Source organism: Mucilaginibacter sp. CAU 1740, assembly GCF_039839285.1.
Lineage (GTDB): Bacteria > Bacteroidota > Bacteroidia > Sphingobacteriales > Sphingobacteriaceae > Mucilaginibacter.
Map to the genome: position 1 here is coordinate 473,196 of NZ_JBDOQS010000001.1, position 20,905 is coordinate 494,100.

The 20,905-nt window shown below is 43.5% G+C and carries 18 protein-coding genes; 6 read left to right on the plus strand and 12 right to left on the minus strand.

What is annotated here, in order from left to right:
• The first annotated feature begins 9 nt into the window (after positions 1–9).
• From AAFN85_RS02175 to AAFN85_RS02200, 6 genes are all read left to right on the plus strand, one after another.
• On the plus strand, positions 10–2,643 hold the full coding sequence (locus AAFN85_RS02175; protein WP_347525312.1) for an OstA-like protein: 2,634 nt from the start codon (positions 10–12) through the stop codon (positions 2,641–2,643).
• Between the two features lie 272 nt (positions 2,644–2,915).
• Positions 2,916–3,161 carry a hypothetical protein gene (locus AAFN85_RS02180; RefSeq protein ID WP_347525313.1) on the plus strand — a complete coding sequence of 82 codons (246 nt, stop codon included), beginning with the start codon at positions 2,916–2,918 and terminating at the stop codon, positions 3,159–3,161.
• 438 nt (positions 3,162–3,599) lie between these two features.
• Entirely contained in the window at positions 3,600–4,685 is a 1,086-nt protein-coding gene (locus AAFN85_RS02185; protein ID WP_347525314.1) for a Gfo/Idh/MocA family oxidoreductase, read from the plus strand.
• A 2-nt stretch (positions 4,686–4,687) separates the two neighbouring features.
• Positions 4,688–5,416, plus strand: a complete 729-nt coding sequence (locus tag AAFN85_RS02190; protein WP_347525315.1) for a glucosamine-6-phosphate deaminase — start codon at positions 4,688–4,690, stop codon at positions 5,414–5,416.
• 48 nt (positions 5,417–5,464) lie between these two features.
• The gene (locus AAFN85_RS02195) at positions 5,465–7,180 is read left to right on the plus strand and encodes a GMC family oxidoreductase (RefSeq protein WP_347525316.1); all 1,716 of its coding nucleotides are present in this window, start codon (positions 5,465–5,467) and stop codon (positions 7,178–7,180) included.
• A 26-nt stretch (positions 7,181–7,206) separates the two neighbouring features.
• Positions 7,207–7,971 (plus strand): DUF1080 domain-containing protein, encoded by a 765-nt coding sequence (locus tag AAFN85_RS02200; RefSeq protein WP_347525317.1) that lies wholly within the window; start codon positions 7,207–7,209, stop codon positions 7,969–7,971.
• Positions 7,972–8,160: 189 nt separating this feature from the next.
• Here the strand turns inward: AAFN85_RS02200 and AAFN85_RS02205 are convergent, their stop codons facing one another.
• The 12 genes from AAFN85_RS02205 to AAFN85_RS02260 form a co-directional block, all read right to left on the minus strand.
• Entirely contained in the window at positions 8,161–8,625 is a 465-nt protein-coding gene (locus AAFN85_RS02205) for a phosphatidylglycerophosphatase A (protein ID WP_347525318.1), read from the minus strand.
• Between the two features lie 209 nt (positions 8,626–8,834).
• Complete coding sequence (locus AAFN85_RS02210; RefSeq protein WP_347525319.1) at positions 8,835–9,656, minus strand: DUF475 domain-containing protein; 822 nt, start codon at positions 9,654–9,656, stop codon at positions 8,835–8,837.
• Between the two features lie 9 nt (positions 9,657–9,665).
• Complete coding sequence (locus AAFN85_RS02215) at positions 9,666–10,628, minus strand: hypothetical protein (RefSeq protein ID WP_347525320.1); 963 nt, start codon at positions 10,626–10,628, stop codon at positions 9,666–9,668.
• 207 nt (positions 10,629–10,835) lie between these two features.
• Entirely contained in the window at positions 10,836–12,008 is a 1,173-nt protein-coding gene (locus tag AAFN85_RS02220) for a toxic anion resistance protein (RefSeq protein WP_347525321.1), read from the minus strand.
• A 63-nt stretch (positions 12,009–12,071) separates the two neighbouring features.
• Positions 12,072–12,686, minus strand: a complete 615-nt coding sequence (locus AAFN85_RS02225; protein ID WP_347525322.1) for a TerD family protein — start codon at positions 12,684–12,686, stop codon at positions 12,072–12,074.
• A 5-nt stretch (positions 12,687–12,691) separates the two neighbouring features.
• Positions 12,692–13,246, minus strand: a complete 555-nt coding sequence (locus AAFN85_RS02230) for a TerD family protein (protein ID WP_347525323.1) — start codon at positions 13,244–13,246, stop codon at positions 12,692–12,694.
• The gene (locus AAFN85_RS02235) at positions 13,236–14,081 is read right to left on the minus strand and encodes a phosphoribosyltransferase family protein (RefSeq protein WP_347525324.1); all 846 of its coding nucleotides are present in this window, start codon (positions 14,079–14,081) and stop codon (positions 13,236–13,238) included. Before AAFN85_RS02235 ends, AAFN85_RS02230 begins: the two co-directional genes overlap by 11 nt.
• Positions 14,078–14,779 carry an HAD family hydrolase gene (locus tag AAFN85_RS02240; RefSeq protein ID WP_347525325.1) on the minus strand — a complete coding sequence of 234 codons (702 nt, stop codon included), beginning with the start codon at positions 14,777–14,779 and terminating at the stop codon, positions 14,078–14,080. Before AAFN85_RS02240 ends, AAFN85_RS02235 begins: the two co-directional genes overlap by 4 nt.
• Positions 14,780–14,912: 133 nt before the next feature.
• Positions 14,913–15,584, minus strand: coding sequence for a TerD family protein (locus tag AAFN85_RS02245; protein ID WP_347525326.1), 672 nt, complete (start codon positions 15,582–15,584; stop codon positions 14,913–14,915).
• A gap of 4 nt (positions 15,585–15,588) precedes the next feature.
• Positions 15,589–16,164, minus strand: a complete 576-nt coding sequence (locus AAFN85_RS02250) for a TerD family protein (RefSeq protein WP_347525327.1) — start codon at positions 16,162–16,164, stop codon at positions 15,589–15,591.
• 443 nt (positions 16,165–16,607) lie between these two features.
• On the minus strand, positions 16,608–20,171 hold the full coding sequence (locus AAFN85_RS02255) for a two-component regulator propeller domain-containing protein (protein ID WP_347525328.1): 3,564 nt from the start codon (positions 20,169–20,171) through the stop codon (positions 16,608–16,610).
• Positions 20,172–20,342: 171 nt separating this feature from the next.
• Positions 20,343–20,825, minus strand: a complete 483-nt coding sequence (locus AAFN85_RS02260; protein WP_347525329.1) for a hypothetical protein — start codon at positions 20,823–20,825, stop codon at positions 20,343–20,345.
• Positions 20,826–20,905 lie beyond the last annotated feature (80 nt).

Genomic DNA, 20,905 nt, shown 5'->3' on the forward strand with positions numbered 1-20,905 from the left:
TTTGCCATTGTGAGGAAATACGTTTTATGCTTTTTGATTTTGGTGCTGGCAACTGCGGCCATGGCCCAAAAAAAATCAATTGTAAACCTTATACAATCTGAAAGAAGCACCGCCACAAAAATAAATGGCAAGCAGTTGGTAAAGGTGTACAAAGGTACTTTTAAGCAGGATTATTCCTTGCTACGCTCTGATAGCGCATACTTTTATCCCGATTTGAATTCGTTTGATGCTTTTGGCAACGTAAACATTAACCAGGGCGATACGCTGAATATATTTTCGGATAAGTTGAACTATAACGGTAACACCAAAATAGCCATCCTTACCGATAACGTAAAAATGGTTGACCGTGACGCCACGCTAACCACCAACTATCTTACCTACAATACCGCCAGCAGGGTGGGTACCTATACCGGCGGGGGTAAGCTGGTCAATAAAGATAACGTGCTAACCAGTAAAAATGGTTACTACTTTGCCAAAAGCCGCGACTCGTACTTTAGGTACGATGTGGTGCTGACCACGGTAGATGCTTTGATCAAAACAGATACGTTGCGTTATAATACCGGAACCCGCATCTCGTACTTTTACGGCCCTACCAATATTTACGGCACTAAAGATAAAGACACCCTGTACACCGAAAACGGGCAGTACAATACCGTTACCGAGCAAGCCAACTTCGGCAAAAAAAATTCGTACAGGCAGGGTACCAAATCATTAAAGGGCGATAGTTTATTTTACGATAAGCTGAAAGGCTACGGTCGTGCTGTAAAAAACATCACGTTTGAAGATCGCGAGCAAAAAGTAACCATAAAAGGCGATCTGGGAGTTTACTATCGGGCCGAAGAAAAAACCATTGTTACCGAAAATGCTTATGTAGTACTCATCTCCGAACAAAAGGACAGTACCAAAACAGATTCGGCAGAGAAGCCTTTACAGGCTACAAGTAAAAATGCCAAGGCATCGGATAAGAAACTTACCGATCTGGGAAAAATAGCCAACGCTATAAAACCGGATAGCAGCCGTAAAGCCCCTGCTAATACTATACCTATTAAACCGGATAATAGTCGTAAAGCACCGGCTAATACTATTCCTATTAAACAACCTTTCGCTATCGGCAAAAAAGATAGCGCCAATGTTGATATGGCCACCAGGCTGGCGCAGGATGCTCTGAAAAATAATAAAAACCTGCCGCCTGTGCCATCAGATGAGATGGTGAAAACAGCGACAGATCAAATAAAGAAAAACCCGAAACTGGTTGATTCGGCATTAAAGATGGTTCCGGCGCAGAAGCTTAGCACCAAGGATAAAGCCAATATTAAAAATATAACTACCCTTGCAGGCGTAGCCGATGCCATAAAGCCCGGCAAGGATGGCAAAATAACTTCTAAGCCGCTCGCAAAAACGGCTATCCCGGTTGCTAAAGATACCAGCCATATTAAGCGTGATTCGATATACATGACTGCCGATACCATTGAAACGCAGATCATGACCTACAAGAACCTTAAAATTTACCAGGAACGTCAGCGTACCCTGCGCGATACTACTTTAAAGCAACGTAAACTGGCTGCCGATAAAAAAGCATCGAAGTTTTTAGAGGCGACCTATCTCCGCATCCCTAAAGATACCAGCTATTTTCACCGCGATTTTTTTGGTAAACCTAAGCCGGTAAATGATTCGTTGCAGCGTAAAAAAGATGCTATAAGTGCCGCCAAAAAAGCGAAACAGGATAGTATTTATCGTGTGCAGATGCAGCGCGACCCGGTTTATAAGCAGTATCCCAACGATACAAAAGATACCGCAAGAGTACGGATGCTAATAGCGCATCATCACGCCAAGATCTTTAAATCGGACCTGCAAGCTAAATCCGACTCAATATTTTACGCCAATAGCGATTCGACCATGCGTATGTATGTGAACCCGATCATTTGGACACAGGGTTCGCAATTATCGGGCGATACCGTGTACCTGCAAATGCGCCATAAAAAGATGGATAACATCGAGTTGTTTCCATCGGCCTTTATTGTAAATATAGATAAGGACGATTCGACGCATTTTAACCAGGTATCGGGCAAAAAGATGCGGGGGTATTTTAAGGATGATAAACTGGATAAGATGTATGCGGTAGGCAATGCCGAAACCATATTTTTTCAGCGCGATAGCGGGAAGGTATCGGGCATGCAGCGATCGGTAAGTAGCCGGATCCGCGTTGCATTTAAAGATAAACAGGCAACAGACGTTTTCTTTGTAACCAAGCCCGAAAACCGGTATATCCCGATAGAAAAGGTGAAAGAAGATGATAAAATACTGAAAGGCTTTTTATGGAAACCTAAAGAGCGACCGGCATCAAAAGAAGATATCATTAAAAAGAAGGTAAAGAAGAAACAGGGTGCCACCAAGCCACCTGGAAAAAATGCGCCTGCCAAACCCGGAACAGGAAAGCCCGGCGCTATCCCTCAAACAGATAGCCTCAAGGCTCCCGGATTAAAAAATATGCGGGATAGCACATTAAAAGTTGATACTGGACAGAATAATGCCATAAAAATTAAAAAGGATACGATAATTGGAAAAAACTTCCCAAATACACCCCAAAATGGCACAAAAAAGGACACTATTGTTAATAAAAGGCCATCTGTGAAGAAAAGTTGATCAAAACGATAAAAAAGTTGATATTTTTTATCAAAAAAATTAGTCTACTAATTCTATAGTGCTTATATTTGGTCAATTGTTATTATCGTTCTAACCAATTAGTTCTTTATGATAAATAATGAGGTCAGTCAACTTAAATTAAAAAAAGAGACAGCCGGCGGGCTATCTCTTTTTTTTCGGCCTTTCAAAAAGCGTGTTTGCACATGCATTTAATTTGTCAATAAAGTAAACTATCCAGCTCCCGGCGATGTTATCCCAATAAACATATCGCCATGAAAGATCAAAATGACACCATACCTGCAGCCAAAGATGGGAAATACGAATTTCTGATCAATTACTCCGAACGCGAGCTTACCTGTAAGGTTGAAAAGGAACAAAACAAACTCCACGTTTTCATCGATAACAACATCAACGCCGAACTCGAGATCCAACCCGACGGCACCCTAACCCAAGCCAGCGGCAATTCCCTGCCCGAATCAACTATCGAGTTTATCAAGAAGCATGTGTTGGAGGGGTAAATCAGAAGGGAAAAATATTCCAACAATAGAAGCGCGAGGGCGTCATATTAGTCAAGTCAAAAGCGCGGTGGCCTGACAGAAAAGCGGGCCGGGCGTATGGCCTTGCGGGCTGAAGCTTTTTTCTGTCTTGGGTTTTTGGTTACTTTTGGGCTAAGCCAAAAGTAACAGCCTCCGCGGCAAATGAGCGGCCAATGTTTGTACGTTAAAATACAGGTGTTTATATAACGGGAATAACGAATGCTGCATGCAAAAGTACCAGATGAGAGTAAACTTTATCTACCTTTCGCATGAGATATACAAACTCTAATTTGCACCCCCTTCATCTTCCAAAACTTTTCAATTTTAAAATATTATTCATTAATCTTGAATAGTATTCTTAACCGCTAAATCCTGCGCGCTGCCCCAATTATCAGCGCCAAACTATATACAAAACTTTATATGAAACGAACCAAAGTTGCCATACTGGGTGCCGGTTTTATAACCGATATCCACATGGAATCATACCATCGCTTTATCCCCGAAGCCGAGGTAGTAGCCTGCTATGCCCGCAAAGGAGAAAAAGCACAAGCCTTTGCCGAAAAATACCACATCCCGCAATGGTTTGATGATATCGATAAGCTGATTGCCGAATCGGGCTGCGAAGTAGTAGATATCTGCCTGCCCAATTATCTCCATGCCGAAGCGAGTATCAAAGCCGCAAAAGCAGGCAAGCACATCATTATCGAAAAGCCGCTGGCAGTAACGTTGGAAGAAGCCGACGAGATGATAGCCGTTTGCAAAGCCAATAACGTAAAGCTGATGTATGCTGAAGAGCTATGCTTCGCGCCAAAATATGAGCGTGCCAGGCATTTGGTGAAGGAAGGTGCCGTAGGCGAGATCTACATGCTGAAACAGGGTGAAAAACATTCCGGTCCGCATTCAGATTGGTTTTATGATATCAACTTTTCGGGCGGTGGGGTTATCATGGATATGGGCTGCCACGCCTTGGGTTGGTTTAGATGGATGTTGAATAACGCCAAACCAAAAAGCGTTTATGCAAGTATGAACACCATATTGCACAAGGAGCGCACCAAGGGTGAAGATAACTCAGTAATTATTGTAGAATTTGAAAACGGTGTAACCGGCGTAGCCGAAAACAGCTGGGCCAAACACGGCGGTATGGACGATAGGTGCGAAATTCACGGTACCGGCGGCGTAATTTATGCCGATTTGTTTATGGGCAATGCCGCGGTAACTTATAGTAAAGAAGGCTACGGTTATGCCATGGAGAAAACCGATACCACCCAAGGCTGGAGTTATACCATTTTTGAGGAAGCCTTTAACCAGGGCTATCCGCACGAGTTGAAACACTTTATTGATTGTGTACAGAACGACAAGACTCCGCTGGTAACCGGCGAAGATGGCCGCGCGGTGTTAGAGCTGATCTATGCCGCCTATGCATCAGCCGGAGCGGGCAAAAAAATCGAATTACCTTTTAGCGCCAAAATTGATAAACCCGTAAACCTTTGGCTCAATAATAAATAACGATGAAAATACATACCTATACCGATTACAATACCATGTCGAAAGCGGTAGCCGATTTGGTGGTTACCCTTGTTAATCAGAAACCCGACGCGCTGATCTGTTTTCCTTCCGGCGAGTCGCCTACCGGAATGTTCGATTATTTGGTACAATACGTTACCCGTGGCCTGGTTGATTTTAGCCAAACCAATTTTGTTGGCCTCGACGAATGGGTAGGCCTGAGCAAAGAGAACGACGGCAGCTGCACCCACTACCTCGAAAAACATTTTTTTAAGCCGCTCAATATCTCACCCGGTAAAGTGAAGTTTTTTGACGCTACCGCGGATGACCTGGATGCCGAGTGCAAAGCGATGAACAAACACATCGAAAAACACGGCGGACTGGATATGATGATAGTAGGCGTTGGACTTAACGGTCACATAGGTTTGAACGAGCCGGGTGCCGATTTTCATTCGTACGCGCACCATTCGCCATTGGCACAAATCACCATTGATGTTGCGCAGAAATATTTTACTAATGATACCGCTATATTGACCGAGGGGATCACCCTTGGTTTACGTCATTTGGCTGAGTCTGCCGTGCCTGTGTTGATTGCTGGTGGATCGAAAAAGGCAGCCATCATAGCCGAAGCCCTGCAAGGCGTTGTTACTAATGATGTACCTGCTTCCATATTCAAAACCTTGCCCAACGCGCAGGTATTTTTGGATAATGCCGCCGCTTCGCAGCTTAATTAAAACCTATTTGTCCTTAAACAGTTAATTTAATCATAACCAATTATGCCAATGCCCGATCAACCCGAAAACAAAGCCGAACAGCTTACTTATGATGCCATTGTTATAGGCTCGGGCATTAGTGGCGGATGGGCCGCCAAAGAGTTGTGTGAGCAAGGCCTGAAAACCCTTGTTTTGGAGCGCGGCCGGGATGTGCAACATATTAAAGATTATCCAACCGCCACCATGGATCCATGGGAGTTTAAGCACCGTGGCCAGATGACCAAAGCTTTTTTGGATGAAAACCCGCTCATAAGTAAGGCGGCAGGTTATGGAGAGGATGACCACCACTTTTTTGTGAAGGATAACGATCATCCTTATATACAGGAAAAGCCATTTGATTGGATCCGTGGCTACCAGGTTGGTGGTAAGTCGCTCACCTGGGGCAGGGCCTGCCAACGCTGGAGCAAGTACGAATTTGAAAACCCGGCACGTTTTGGTTATGGCATTGAATGGCCTATTGGTTATGACGATGTAGCACCATGGTATTCGCACGTAGAGAAATTTATTGGTGTTTGCGGTAATAAGGATGGGATAGAGGCCATGCCCGATGGCGAGTTTCTGCCGCCCTTTGATATGAATGCCGTGCAGGAACACATCAGCAAAAAAATAAAAGAAAACTATCCCGACAGGCATTTGGTGCACGCCCGCTGGGCGCATATTACCGAGCCAAAACAAATCCATATCGATCAGGGACGGGTGAAGTGTATGGCCCGTAACCTATGTATGCGGGGCTGCCCGTTTGGCGGATATTTTAGCTCGGTGAGTTCAACGCTGCCCTGGGCTAAGAAAACGGGTAATTTGACCGTTAGGCCGTTTTCGGTTGTGCATTCGGTTATCTATGATGAAAAGCTGGGTAAAGCGAGTGGGGTGAAAGTTATCGATACCAATACTAAAGAGGAGATCATTTATAAAGCTAAAGTGATTTTTATGAATGCCTCGGCATTAAATACTAATCTCATTTTGCTTAATTCAACATCCAATCGATTTCCTAACGGTTTAGGTAATGATAATGGATTGCTGGGCAAATATATCGCTTTCCAAAACTACCGTGCATCGGTTAGTGCCGATATGGATGGCTTTTTAGATAGATACTATTTCGGCCGTAACCCTACCGAATTGATCCTTGCCAATTACCGCAATTTGCACAAACAGGAAACCGATTATAAAGGCGGCTTTACCACCTTTATGGGGGCATACCGCAACCAACATCGGGCTGAAACAGAACAAGGCGAAGTAGGCGGTGCTTATAAAGATTCATTGACCGAACCGGGGAGTTGGAGCGCCTATATGTACCTGCAAGGTGAAACCATCCCTAAAGAAAGTAATCACGTGCGATTGAGTAAAGATCAAAAAGATCAATGGGGGATACCGCTATTGATCACCTCGGTTGAGTATGATGATAACGACGAACGCATGATCCAGGATTTTTTAACCCAAACTGCTGATATGTTTGAGAAAGCAGGCTGCAAAAATATCCAGAAACACGAAAATAAGCAGGCTCCCGGATTGGATATTCACGAAATGGGCGGCGTGCGTATGGGAAAAGATCCCAAAACGTCATTATTGAACAATTGGAACCAGCTGCATTTATGCAAAAATGTTTTTGTTACGGATGGTGCCTGCATGACAAGCACCGGCAACCAAAGCCCATCCATATTATACATGGCCTTAACAGCCCGCGCAGCTACTTACGCCGTTGGCGAAATAAAAAAGGGAAACTTATAAACACACAAAACTAAAACATAAAACTAATGAACAAACCACTTTTAGCATTGCTTGCAGGCAGCATAGCCTTAAGCGCCTGCCATTCATCAACGCCGAAAAACTATAATAAGGAAGATACTACAGCATCTAACGCAACTACAACCGCTACAGACAGTACAGCTTCGGGCTTTACTTCATTGTTTGATGGCAAAACCACCAAAGGTTGGCATGCTTACGGCAAAGCTGCCCCTGGTGCGGCCTGGAAAGCTGAGGATGGTACGCTGCACCTCGATGCCTCGCAAAAAGGTGATTGGCAAAGCAAAAACGGCGGCGACATGGTTAGTGATGAAGAGTACACCAACTTTGATTTGAAGTTGGAATGGAAGATCTCGAAAGCAGGCAACAGCGGTATTTTGTTTTTGGTTAAGGAAGATACTGCGAAATATAAGTACAGCTATTTCACCGGGCCGGAATGCCAGGTTGTTGATAACAAAGAGAACGAAGACGGCAAGCTGATCAAACACCGAGCGGGAGATCTATACGATCTGATCTCGATATCAAAAGAAGTAGTTAAGCCTGCCGGCGAATGGAACCAGGTGGAAATCGTGTGCAATAACAGCAAGCTTGATTTTACCATCAACGGGGAGCATGTATTATCAACTACCCTTTGGGATGATAACTGGAAAAAACTGGTAGCAGGCAGTAAGTTTAAAGAATGGCCAGATTTCGGCACGTTTAAAACCGGGCATATTGTGCTACAGGATCACGGCGCTGATGTGTGGTACAGGAATATTGAGGTGAAGAAGTTGTAGTTAACGACCTCCGTCAAAAAGCTTTTGTCATGCTGAGGAACGAAGCATCTTCTTCGCCCTGTATAGCCGCTTTGCTTATTGAAGAAGATCCTTCGCTATCGCTCAGGATGACAGACTTTTAAAGCTGGGTAACTTTTTAAGACTTACGAAGTTTTTAAAACTTCGTAAGTCTGGTATGCTCAGTAAGCCTTACTTCCCAAACTTCATCCACAAAAAATACCCCACCCAAAGCAGGATATTGGAATAAACTCCGGCCAGCACATCATCCATCATCACACCCAGTCCACCGCCCAGATCTTCCATTTTGCGTACGCCAAGCGGCTTAACAATATCAAAAAAGCGGAACAGCACCAACCCTGCCAGCAGGAAATAAAAATTAGGCGGAATGAATAGCACAGCGATAAGCATACCTGCCACCTCGTCGATCACTACACGTGAGCTATCTTCGCCCCATTCGGGTTCAACTTTGTTGCCTACGTATACGCCGAGGGCGGTAATAAATATGGTAATAGCGAATAAATACCAGGGGTTTTGCAGCGCCGGACTCTGCCAAAGCAGCCAGATCAACCCGCAGGTTACAATAGCCGCGTAAGTGCCCCCGCCTTTTAAAAAGCCGATGCCGAATATGGAGGCTATGGTTTTGTTTAAAAACATGATTTAATTAATATCTTCTAAATTCCCTCACTCGGGAGGGGTGCGATGGCTTGCGTAGTGGCAGGGAGGGGTTTATACGCCATGCTATAACGAGTATGCATGATGAAGAAACCCCTCCCTACACCTTCCCAGGGGAGGGAATCGCACAATGCCGCGCTTTGGTTTATGTATTGACTTGCCTACTGCAAACCGCACAACTGCCAACTGAACTACTGTTTATCCAAAACATCCTCTGCTGCTTCTGCAACTTCGGGCTTAACGGTATGCCTTTTTGGGAAGTTGAACAATAGCGAGGTTAATACCGGAATAATGAACAAGGCTACTGTAAGTACCGATGTGAAAATATCTGCGCTTTCGCCTTCCATAAGTTTGGAAAAACCGGCTTCCGGGTAAAAGTGTACATATAATGATGAGGCCAGTTTAAATCCTAAAATTCCGATCACCAAAAATGCTACTGTTTCCAGGAAAGTAAATTTTTCCATCAGCTTAACAAATGCCTGCGCCACAAAACGCATGGCCAGTATGCCGATAAACACTCCGATATAGATCAGCATTTTATGATCAGTGAATGCCACAGCCGCGAATACGTTATCGATAGAGAAGGCTAAATCCATCAGCTCCACCAACGCGATGGTTGCCCAAAGCTGCCCAATAACGCCCACGGTTGATTTGTAAAGCCAGTTTTGTGTTTTATCAACTGCTTCATCTTCGCCGCCGCCATTTGCTTCCTGTATTTTACCTTTAAAATAGTTAAAGGCGAGGTATATAAGGTACAAGCCGCCTAATGGTTTTAACCACCAAACAGATACCAACCAGGCTGCCAAAAACAAGCAAACGCCACGTAATACATATGCGCCAATAATACCATAACGCAACGCTTTTTTACGTTGACTTGGTGGCAGATCGAGCACCATGGTGGCCAGCACGGCAGCATTATCTACAGAGAGCAAGCTCTCAATAACTATCAGGTTTAAAATGATCAGAACGCCGGCCTTCAGGTCGGGGCCAAGCAGGTAGTGTAAAAAATCCATAGATTTATTTTATATGATATCGGTGTTAAGCATTGATTTTAATATGTTGGCCTGTACATCAATTTCGCTGATGTTTTGCAGAAAATTAATGTCGTTTAGCTTTTTATAGTTTTCGGCCAGCAGGCTTTTAATTTCGGCCGGCATATGCGCTTTCATGGCTACCACATCGCTTTGCAGTTTGTTGGTTTTATCCTGCAGTTCGTGCATCAGCCGCTCTTTGCGCGATAAGTTGTTGGTACGGTTAATCCCGTCAAGCTTATCTACATCGCAAAATATGAATAAATTATTGGCAGGCGAAAATAAAAAATGCCTGTCTTCATCCAGCAGTTTATATACTTCCAGTACCAGGTTACTTGCTTTCAATCCACAATAAAACTCTGTACGGAACTCGTATTTATTAATGATCCCCATCAATTTACGCTGAATAGTAGCGTAAGTGTTATGATAAGTTTCATTGAAATTGTACTGGATCAGTTCGGTATAAAGCTCGGGACTGATATTGAAAAAGAAATCCGGAGCATACCGCAGGCTAAAAGCATTAATGTTTTTGGAGAACGGATAATCGGTCGAGTTATCCGATAGTACCTGGTAAAGCTTGCGCAGCGACAGGTTGATTTTTAAAGCCTGGCGTTGCTGATCTATTTTAAAACTTTGCTCGCTAAGCTGGTTATCATCCATTTTATCGATCATCTCCCGGGTAAGATCGATCTCGTCAAAAACCAAACTCACGTTAGTTTCATTATTCTTTTTGATCTTCCTTAACAGATCGACCAGGCTGGTGGTAAACTGGATATGGAAAAGCTCAAGTTTGTTGATATCCAGCTCGGGGTTGGTTTCAAACAGCTTATGGATAACCTGGGTACGCAGGTAAATTTTATAGATCAGTTCATCCTCAAAAAAAACCGAAAGCAACTGAAGCTTGCTCAGCATTCTGTTCGATTCGTTAAGAATATTTAACCTGTTTTCATCCATCAACGTGCGGTACCCAATTATTTAACTGTAAAAATACAAATTTATGGGATTGAATGTTTGAGGGGGAGGAGAGAAGTGCACTTACACAAAAACGTCATTGCGAGGTACGAAGCAATCGCGAACAGTACAGGGCGGACCTGCTTCCGTGCGATTGCTTCGTACCTCGCAATGACATGTGGTTGAATTTTCCTTCAATCGGAATGAGGTTTAACTCACACTCGTAACCGTTTTCTTCAACTCTGTTTCTAAATTTTGAAGCTCGGTGTTCAGCGTACGGCGGTTGGCGGTGCCTTCGTCGTGGATGCGTTTTACCTCTGTTAAGGTTTCAATGAGTGATGACGTAGTACGTTTTAGCGTATCCAATGATACTACGGTTTTCTCATTTTCGCGGGCTACTTCGATGCTGTTTTGTTTCAGCATTTCGGCATTCTTTTGCAAAATAGTGTTGGTAGTATCCGAGATCTTTTTCTGCATCTCCACGTTTTCCTTTTGGCGGTGCAGGGCAACGGCAATGGTTAACTGGTTTTTCCAAACCGGGATAGTGGTTGATACGATAGATTGTGCTTTCTCGGCAATGGTGGTATTGTTGTTCTGCACCACACGGATCTGTGCCAGCGATTGCAGCATAATGAAACGGACAACCTTTAAATCGGCCAGGCGTTTATCCAAGCGGGTAACAAAATCGCGTAGATCGGCAATTTCATAATCCTGGTAGCCTGTTGGGTTGCCTTCCATTACGGCCAGCTTTTCGTTCAGCTCATTGTATTTGATCTGCCCGGCAATGATCAGGTCTTCCATTTGCTTAATGTAGGTAACATTGCTATCAAACATGGTTTGAAGCGAACTGTTATCCTTCAACGAATTCACGCGACCGGCCTTGATCTTGTTGGTGATCTTATCAATGTTGTTAACAACGGTATCGTACTTCTGGAAAAGCTTTTTGGCATCAACCACCAGCTTTTTCATAAAAGGGATATGTGATATAAATGACGAGAACGCGTTTTGGTTCAGCTCATCAACATCAATATAGTTAAGCTCGGTAAGCAGGTCATTGATCAAACCGCCAACCTCGCCCGAATTATAGGTACGTACCGAAGTGAGGAAATTGTTACTGTATTTCTCCATTGAGCCTTGCAGCTCAACGCCGTAGTTCAGTATCGAGTTAACATCAGAAGGATTGATATCCTTGCTCATGTCATTGTACTTTTGCAGGTCCTGGTTAGGTATAGCCTCAAGGTTTACGTTGCCTTGTTTATCTACCTTCATAGGCACGTTGCTGCCCTGTGGTGCTGCTGCCGCCGCCGGGATATCCAAATTGGTTGGAGTAATAAGCGGTGGTATATTTAGATTTAAATCATCATTAAGCGGTGTGTTTTCCATTGTCGTAATTGATTAATAATTGTGATGACAAATAGCGCCCGGGTAAACGGGTGTTGGTATTACCTATAAATAATTTGCTGTTACAGTTTTAACAGTTTCTTCCAGCTTGCGGTCGCGCGTTGGCTCGCCAATGGCGTTAAATTTCCATTCGCCGTTCTTTTGATAAAATACGCCCATCACCATAGATACATGGCCTGCAAAATCTTTGCTGTGCGCAATATCGTAGGTCGCGAAAACTTCGTTAACACGTTTCGGCGTTCCTTCGTAAATGCGGATAGAGGCAAATGGAATAGTACCAAAATCCTGCCCGCGGAAGCTGTTCAGCACAAAAGCTACATAGGTAACAGTGGGGCTAAGCGTACCGAAATCAACCGTGATCACTTCGTTATCCAGTCCATCGTTACCTGCCATATCGCCGGTAAGGTCATCGCCGCTGTGTTTAACGGCATGATCTTTTGAACGCAGGTTTCCGAAATAGATCACATCTATCAGCTGTTTAGCGTCATTGTATAAAATACAGCTGGCATCAAGGTCAACCGCTTCTTTAGTTGTGCCGAAACCAAAAAGGCCCTTTTTTTCGATAGCGCCCCAGTTTATACCAACGCATACATTTTGCAGCTTGCTGCCATTGCTTTTTTCAAGACTGATGCGTTGCCCTTTTTGAAGATTAATTGCCATACTTATTAATTGTATTTGGTTAAATAATCCTGCAAGCCGCCTTTCATGCCAGCGCCTACAGCTTCAAATTTCCAGTTGTTATCTTTTTTGTAGATGCGGCCAAATTCAACGGCAGTCTCTATCGAAAAATCTTCCTCCAGTTCGTATTTCAGGATATCGGTGTTTGTAGCGGCATCAAAAATGCGTACGAACGAATTGCGCACCTGGCCAAAATTCTGGCGGCGGCTTTCAGCTTCGTGAATGGTAACTACAATACAAATTTCAGTAACGCGGGGATCGATCTTTGATAGATCAACAATGATCTGCTCATCGTCGCCATCGCCTGCACCTGTTAAGTTATCGCCGGTATGCTCAACCGCCCCATCCGGAGATTTTGGGTTGTTATAGAAAACGAAAAACTCGTCGGCAGGTAGTTTCTTGTTATCGCCTAAAATAAATATTGAGGCATCAAGGTCAAATGCCGAACCGGTAGATGAGTTATTGGTGTCCCAGCCAAGGCCTACAGTAAATTTAGGGGCGTTAATTGCCTCCCGCTGGCCTTTTTGCAAGTTAATTGCCATGTTTAATTAATTTATGAGTGTTTGTTAATAGGTTCTGTTTAATAAAGTTAAGGTTATCGGCATAAGCATCAATGGTATGGTAACCGTTGCCTAAAGCCATATCGTATAGCAAGTTTATGAATTTGCTGCTTTGATCTTGTATAAAAATGCAAAAACTTTCATGCTCGTAATTCAGGAGGTATTTTACTATACGGGTGTTAACGCAAAAATGATCGGCCTTAATGATATCATTAAGGTGAAAGATATTTTTTACATGGTGATAATTCAGAAAATTCTCGATGTTGGGGTGTATGTTTTTGTTCACCAGCTCGGCAAAGTAAAGCATGTAAATATCATTCTGTAAACCATACTCTTCCACCATTTTCATGATCATGCGTTCATGGCTGCCCGTGATCTTGATATCATCCAGAAACAACAACGTTTTGCCGGTGAGAAAATCTTTATCAATATGGAACGAGTCGTTACCTATCAGCTTTAACCTTTGCTCGGCATTTAACTCGCCGTAATCTTCTTTATAGGTTATGGTGCGGTGCACCTTGGTTTCTTGTACTACCGGATAACCATGTTCGGCCAGCCAGCGGTTAAGGCCGCACACAAAATGGTTTTTCATGGCGAAGGTAGCCGTAGGTATAAACGAATACGGACTGGAAATCACTACTATTTGCTGATCAACAGGCTGTTTGCTTAATTGATCGCGGATAAAGCCTTCGGCCAGATCGGCACCAAACGAGCGCGATACATCGCCATCGCCAAATTTAAAGCGACTGTAATCGTCGGCATCAAAGCCAAAATGCGTTGCGCTGTTGATGTGATGTAATGAATAGGTTGCTTTCATAAGCTTAGCAGGCTTAATATTGATGTGGTGTTTGAGTTAACAAGCAGGCTTTTTAGCCCCGCAGCTTCGGCCCCTTCAATATCGGCCTTTGGGTTATCGCCTATGTGAACAATGTTTTCGGGCTTTATTTGTTTGGTTTTATTGTAATCCTTAACGTTTTGTATCATCAGGTTAAATAAGGTTTGGTTAGGTTTCGACATGCCTTCCTCGTCCGAATACAGCTGGAAACTGAAAAAATCATGCAGGCCTAAGTTAACCATTACTTTTCTTAAAGTTTCGCCCTTAATAAAACCTGTATTGCTTAAAATGCTAAGGGTGCAGTCACCTTTTTGTTTTAGAGTATGCAAAACATCAATTGTTACAGGTGAGTAAACCACCGGTAGGTAGTAGAACAGCAGCTTCTCCATATCGAGGTATAGTTTATCAACGTCGATATCGGCTAACGGATACTGGTTATCGTTGATCATGCTGATCACCATCAGGTACATTTCGTCTGCATCGATATTTTTACCTGTACGCTCGTTTACTGCATTGCACATGAGGTCAACCTGGCGGAACGCCCTGGCCACATCATCAATACTTTTACCTGCGGGATTGAAATCGCGGTGAAAAATTTTGGTGCGCTCGATCTTGAAATATGGGTTTGATTTGATGAGTGTTAGCCACAGATCAAATGAATAGTGATGGTAGATTTGCATGTTTTTGAGAGAGGCAAGAAATCAAGAGACAAGAATCAAGAGAGGACTCTTCCACCCAAATCTTGCTTCCTGGTTCTTGCTTTCCTGCCTCTTACTTTCTTGGTTCTTGTCTCTTGCTTTCTTGATTCTTTCCTTAATATCCTTTCAATATATCCACAAAAGTATCCGTCATATGCGGCTCGCCGATAGCGCGGAACTTCCAGCTGCCATCTTTACGATATACTTCAGCAAAGGTCATCGAACACATGCCATTGTAGGTAGAATCTCCGGATAAACTAAACTTTGCTATCTCCTTGCCATGATTATCAACCGCACGGATAAAAGCATTATCGATCATGCCGAAGTGCTGGTTGTTTTTGCGGCCCTGGTAAATGGTAACCAGGAATAGGATGCGATCATACTTTGGGTAGAGGGCATCCAGTTTTACAATGATCTGCTCATCGTCGCCATCGCCTGCGCCGGTACGGTTATCGCCGGTGAGCCAGATATTACCCGATGGGTGGCGCATAGAATTAAAGTAAACCACATCTCCCTCAAACATGTTGATGGTACGACCATTTGATGCCTGTTTGGCATAACCGCGATTAGCCACCTTGCCATTTTTATCCAGCAGGAAGGCGATAGCATCGAGGTCATACTCGGCTTCTTCAGCTCCGCCGCTAAATAGTTTGCCTAAAAAGCCGCCGCCATGTGTTTTACGCACATCCCAGCCTAAACCAATAGTAACCGACGAAAGATCGAAGCTTTCGCCATTATCATTTTTACGAAGATCAATGGTTTGACCTTTTACCAAATTGATAGCCATTGCCTTATTTAATTATTTGTCCTTTAAAATATTTACCTAAAAAGAAGGCCAGGTCTTCCTTGTAACCTACGCCCGATGCTTCAAACTTCCATGCACCACCGCGTTTGTACAGACGGCCAAATTCGATAGCGGTTTCGATAGAAAAATCTTCGCCCAGTTCGTATTTGCAAACTTCCGATCCGGTTTGATCATCCAATATGCGGATGTACGAATCACGCACCTGCCCAAAGTTTTGCCTGCGAGCCTGTGCCTCGTGAATAGTAACCACAAACAAAATTTCCTGGATGCGGGCATCAACCTTGGTCAGATCGACCGTGATGGATTCATCATCGCCGCCAGCGCTGTTACCGCCGGTTGGGTCATCGCCGGTATGATGTACCGATTGCTCGGGCGAATCGACGTTATTATAGAACACAAAAAACTCATCTTGCGGAACTAACCTGTTAGCATCGATCATGATGGCCGATACATCCAGGTCGAAATCATAACCTGTACCTTCGTTAGGGTTCCAGCCCAAACCAACTGTCATTTTTGAAAGGCCGATATCTATCTTTTGCCCTTTTTGTAAATTAATAGCCATTGTAGTAGTGTTATTTTTGGTAAACCTGTATCACCTATTGGGTTTTTGCGCGGCGTTGCAGGTGGTAGCCGGTTATTAACCGGGATTTAAACATTTAATCTAAGGTAGATGTTTTAACGGGAGTAGTATTGTAAAATTGTTTACACGATATTGAGACTACAGTGGTTTGCAGATGTTACAGTTTTTGGGGGAGAATATCTTGTTGATTATTTTTAGCACGCAACGGCGCTAAGCCGCAAAGATTTTCGAAGGTGGATAGTTTGAGAATTTTAAGCACGCAAAGGCGCAAAGGCGCAAAGTTTTTTTTGGTGGTTTGATTTTAAGTAGAGACGCATCACATGCGTCTCCCGCATGCAATTTACGGCGACAAACTGAAGCATGGCCGCTTGTCTTGTGAGAGACGCATGTGATGCGTCTCTACTTAAAAAAATCTTTTATAAATATTAGTTTACCGGCAATGTAATTGTAAACAACGTAAACTCACCCTCTTTGCTCTCAATATCAATTTTACCGCTGTGCCCCTTCACCACAATATCATAACTAAGCGATAAACCCAATCCGGTTCCCTGCCCGGTAGGTTTGGTGGTGAAAAACGGTTGCATGATCTTTTCTTTAATGCTGTCAGGAATGCCGATGCCATTATCACGTACGGTAATAATTGCGGCCTGACTTCCTGAAGCGATAGCAATGTTTTTTGTTTCGACAATAACTTCCGGCTTATAAACATCACCAGCAGTTTTTTGCTTTTGATGAACGGCGTAAAACGCATTGTTAAACAGGTTAAGCAATACCCGGCCTATATCTTGCTGCACCATATTAACAGCGGGCAGGCTTTCATCAAAATTGGTAACCAAGGCCGAATTAAATGTTTTGTCTTTTGCACGAAGGCCGTTATAAGCCAGCTTGAAATATTCGCCGGTTAGGTTATTGATGTTTACCGGCTCTTTGCTGCCACTGCCTGCGCGCGAATGCTGCAGCATGTTTTTCACAATGCCATCGGCCCGTTTGCCATGGTGGTGGATCTTTTCGAGGTTCAGCTTAATATCGGCGGCAATGGATTGTGCTTCTTCGGTATCACCATTGGTTAGTTCGGTTTGCATTTCATCAAGCAGTTCGATACTTACTTCTGAAAAGTTGTTTACAAAGTTTAATGGGTTTTGAATTTCGTGGGCTATACCGGCGGTAAGCTCGCCAAGCGAAGCCAATTTTTCTGATTGGATGAGTTGCTGTTGGGTTGTTTTGAGGTTATCAACAGCTTCGGCCAGACGGTCGCGTTGGGTAATGATCTCTTCTTGTTGTTCGCTTAGTTCTTTGTTGGCTTTGCTTAACTCGTTGGTTCGGAGTGTTACCTTCTGTTCCAGTAAAATGTTCTCATTTTTTAGATGGCGCGAACGGTAGGCAATAAAAGTGTAAACAGCCGAAGCAAATACTACCGCATAAATTAACCAGGCCCACCAGCGCAGGTACCAGGCTGTGGCTATTACTATAGTAAAAGTATCACCGGTATTGTTCCATACGCCCGAGCTATTGGCGGCCTTTACATGAAACACGTAAGTACCTGCCGATAGGTTATTGTACGTTACCGAGCGATCCGTACCTGCATGTACCCAACCTTTATCATAACCATCAAGCTTGTAGGCGTAGGTGTTTTTTTCTGGATTATCATATTGCAAACCCACGTAGTTGATCTGGATCCGGTTTTGGTTATAAGATAATTCGAGCGATTTGCGGCCATAGGTTAAAATATTGGTCGACGCTTTTTCGCTATCTTTTGGATTGTTGTAAGTAACTGATTCGATATGCACAATAGGTGCATATGGACTGCCATTTAAATCATCCGGATTAAAAAAAGCTACTCCATTATTTACAGGGAAAGCTATCCGGCCGTCGGTTAGTTTGGTTACGTTATCCAATCCTTTAAAGGCATCATAACCGGGCATAATATCATCCATCGAAAAGTTTTTTAAACTCATATCTCCGGGATCGATACGGGTAAAGCCACGCTCGGTTAAAACCCACAACCTGCCGTTATTATCCTCGTTAATACCCATTATCGAATTGAATATTAATCCGTTGCTTTCATTGATATGCTTTACAAAAAATTCTTTTTTGCGATCGAACAGGAATACGCCATCCAGGTAGGTGCCTGCCCAGAACCTGCCTTTGCTATCTTCAAATATGTTATCGATACAAATGGCATTGCGCACATCGTTGTTAAAATATGATTTAAACCGGCCGGTTTTTCTGTCAAAGCGGTTAAGCCCTCCAAAATTGGTACCTACCCAAAGTGTGCCCTCACGATCTTCATAAAAAGTAATAGCCCGGCTATCGTCCAGGTAGTTTTTATTTGCCGGCGTTATTTTTTCATAAGTGTTACGGTACGGGTAACGGGTAAACTTTTTGGTGGTAGGGTTAAATGAACAAATACCCAGGGCATTGTTGGTGGCAATCCATACGGTACCTGTATGATCCTGAAAAATGTAATGGATATTATTGGTGGGGATAGAAGTAGTATCGCCGGGGATGTTAGTATATTTTTCTGTTTTGCCGGTTACTACGTTATAAGTTAACAAGCCACTACTTTGGGTTGAAATATAAAGAATGTTGTTTTGCCCATAAAAACTACCCGACGAATAACTATCATTATCCAGGTTGAAAGGCAGCCTTTTATATTGGTTAGTCAATATGTTCCCCCGGTAAAAGCCCTGGCTTGTGGTTAGCCAGGTATCTCCATTAGGTGCCATCCTTGTGTAGATGATATGTCCGGGATAAGAACCGGCTTTTGCAGGGTTGTTTTTTATAACCGAAAAAGAACTCCTGAGTTTATTTACCCGTGCAGCCGCTGCATTGATAGAACCTGTCCAGAGGGTGTTGGTATGATCAATTAGGCGCCCCGAAATATATTGACCGGGTATCGATCCGGGGTTTTCCGCATCGGGCAGGTATCGTTTAAATTGAGTTGTAGCAGGATCAAAATAAACCAATCCAACCACAGAGGTGAGCCAAAGCTTACCATCAAGGCTTTCCTTAAAAGCGCTGAACTTGTTTTTTTGGGGAAGGTTTACCGTATCGTTAGGGATATAAGATCTGAATTTGCCTGTTTTTCTGTCAAACTCTGATAAGCCCTGATCTATACCTATCCAAAAACGCTTGTTTTTATCTTCCCAAAAAGCGTGAATGGCTGCGTTAGCCAGGCTATCTTTTACCTTTGATGCGGTCCACTCCTTAAGTTTTCCGGTACTTACCTCATAACGGGCAAACCTTAATGTCTGGTTATAATTATGAAAAGTGTTCATATAGAGCACGCCGGGTTCGGAGGGGGCTTCGTACAGTGGGTTAACCGCACGTATTTTTGATGTATCGGTTGCTGTGAGGTAACTGCTGAAGTTTTTGCCATTATAACGGTGTATCCCGTTATCGCTGCCCAGCCATATGTTACCATCGGCTGTAGTGATGGGCTGAGAAAATGTTTGCGCGTTAATATGGTACCGGCCGGTTTTTTTGGCCGAAAATATTTCGTAACTGCCGGTTTGGGGGTTAAACTTCATCAGCTCCAGGCCGTGGATGGTTGAAAAAAACTGCCCCCAAAGGTTATCATCATGATCAGTTGTGCCAACAATAAGCTGGCCATAGCCTACATTTTGTGGGTATGGGTATTGTGTAAAGCTATCGGTGCCGCGGTTATATTTGAAAATGCCGTTGGCAAGGGTAGTGATCCATAAAGTTTTATCTCTGGTTTCAATAATGCTAAAAACCAGCGTTGATACCTGCTTGTTCAGTTTAGGCGAACCCAGCTGGTAAATATGGTAACGGTAACCATCGTACCTTACCAAGCCATTTTGTGTTGAAAGCCAAATGTATCCCTGGCTATCTTCCTTAATAATACTAACGTTCGATTCGGGCAGGCCTTTTTTAATATCAAACCTGTCGAAATATAAATTAGCCGATTGCGCGTGTGTAAGCAGATATAAACCACAACACAAAATCAGCAGGATGATCTTTTTCATTAAGGTATAAGTTAACAGGGTTAAGGTAAAAGTTTTATCCTGTAAAATGAAATAGGGAGGATTATCACAAACGATCACGTCATTGCGAGGTACGAAGCAATCGCGGACTATACAGGGCGGATTTGCCTCCGTGCGATTGCTTCGTACCTCGCAATGACGTGATCTTTTAATCTACTTTTTCGGCGCCTTTAACTTCTTCTCCCGCTTATTATCACTCACCATTTTAATAATGGTTTTACCCTGTGTTATCTGTTTAGCGTCTTTCACCTTGGCCAGCGAGTTTTCCCAGGCTTGTTCCATTAACTTTTTTACCTCGTCTTTCGGAAACTCATTGATATCATCCACCAGTAAATACCGGTACTGCTTGCCATCGCCAATAAGCAGTTTCTGCGGGTCGTGAAGCTCCGATCCCCAGTAAAAACCAAAATGCGTGTTATAACCAACCCTGTACACCGCGAACGAGCAGAAAATATGCCCCATTTTTTCGGTAGGCGACCAGCCCACGGCCAGCGCGTTATAATTATCATAAATAAGTTCGTTGGCCTGCGGGTACAGTTCCCAGATAAAATCGCGCAGCCATAAAGCCCGTTCCCGCACTTCGGACGGGAAGGTTTTCATGAACGAAAGCAGGTCGGTAACCTCGTTAACTGGCATATTATAAATGTACTGGTTTTATTTTTAGTTAATAATAACTAACTTTATTTCACCCAATTATAAACCTAAATACATCTGCA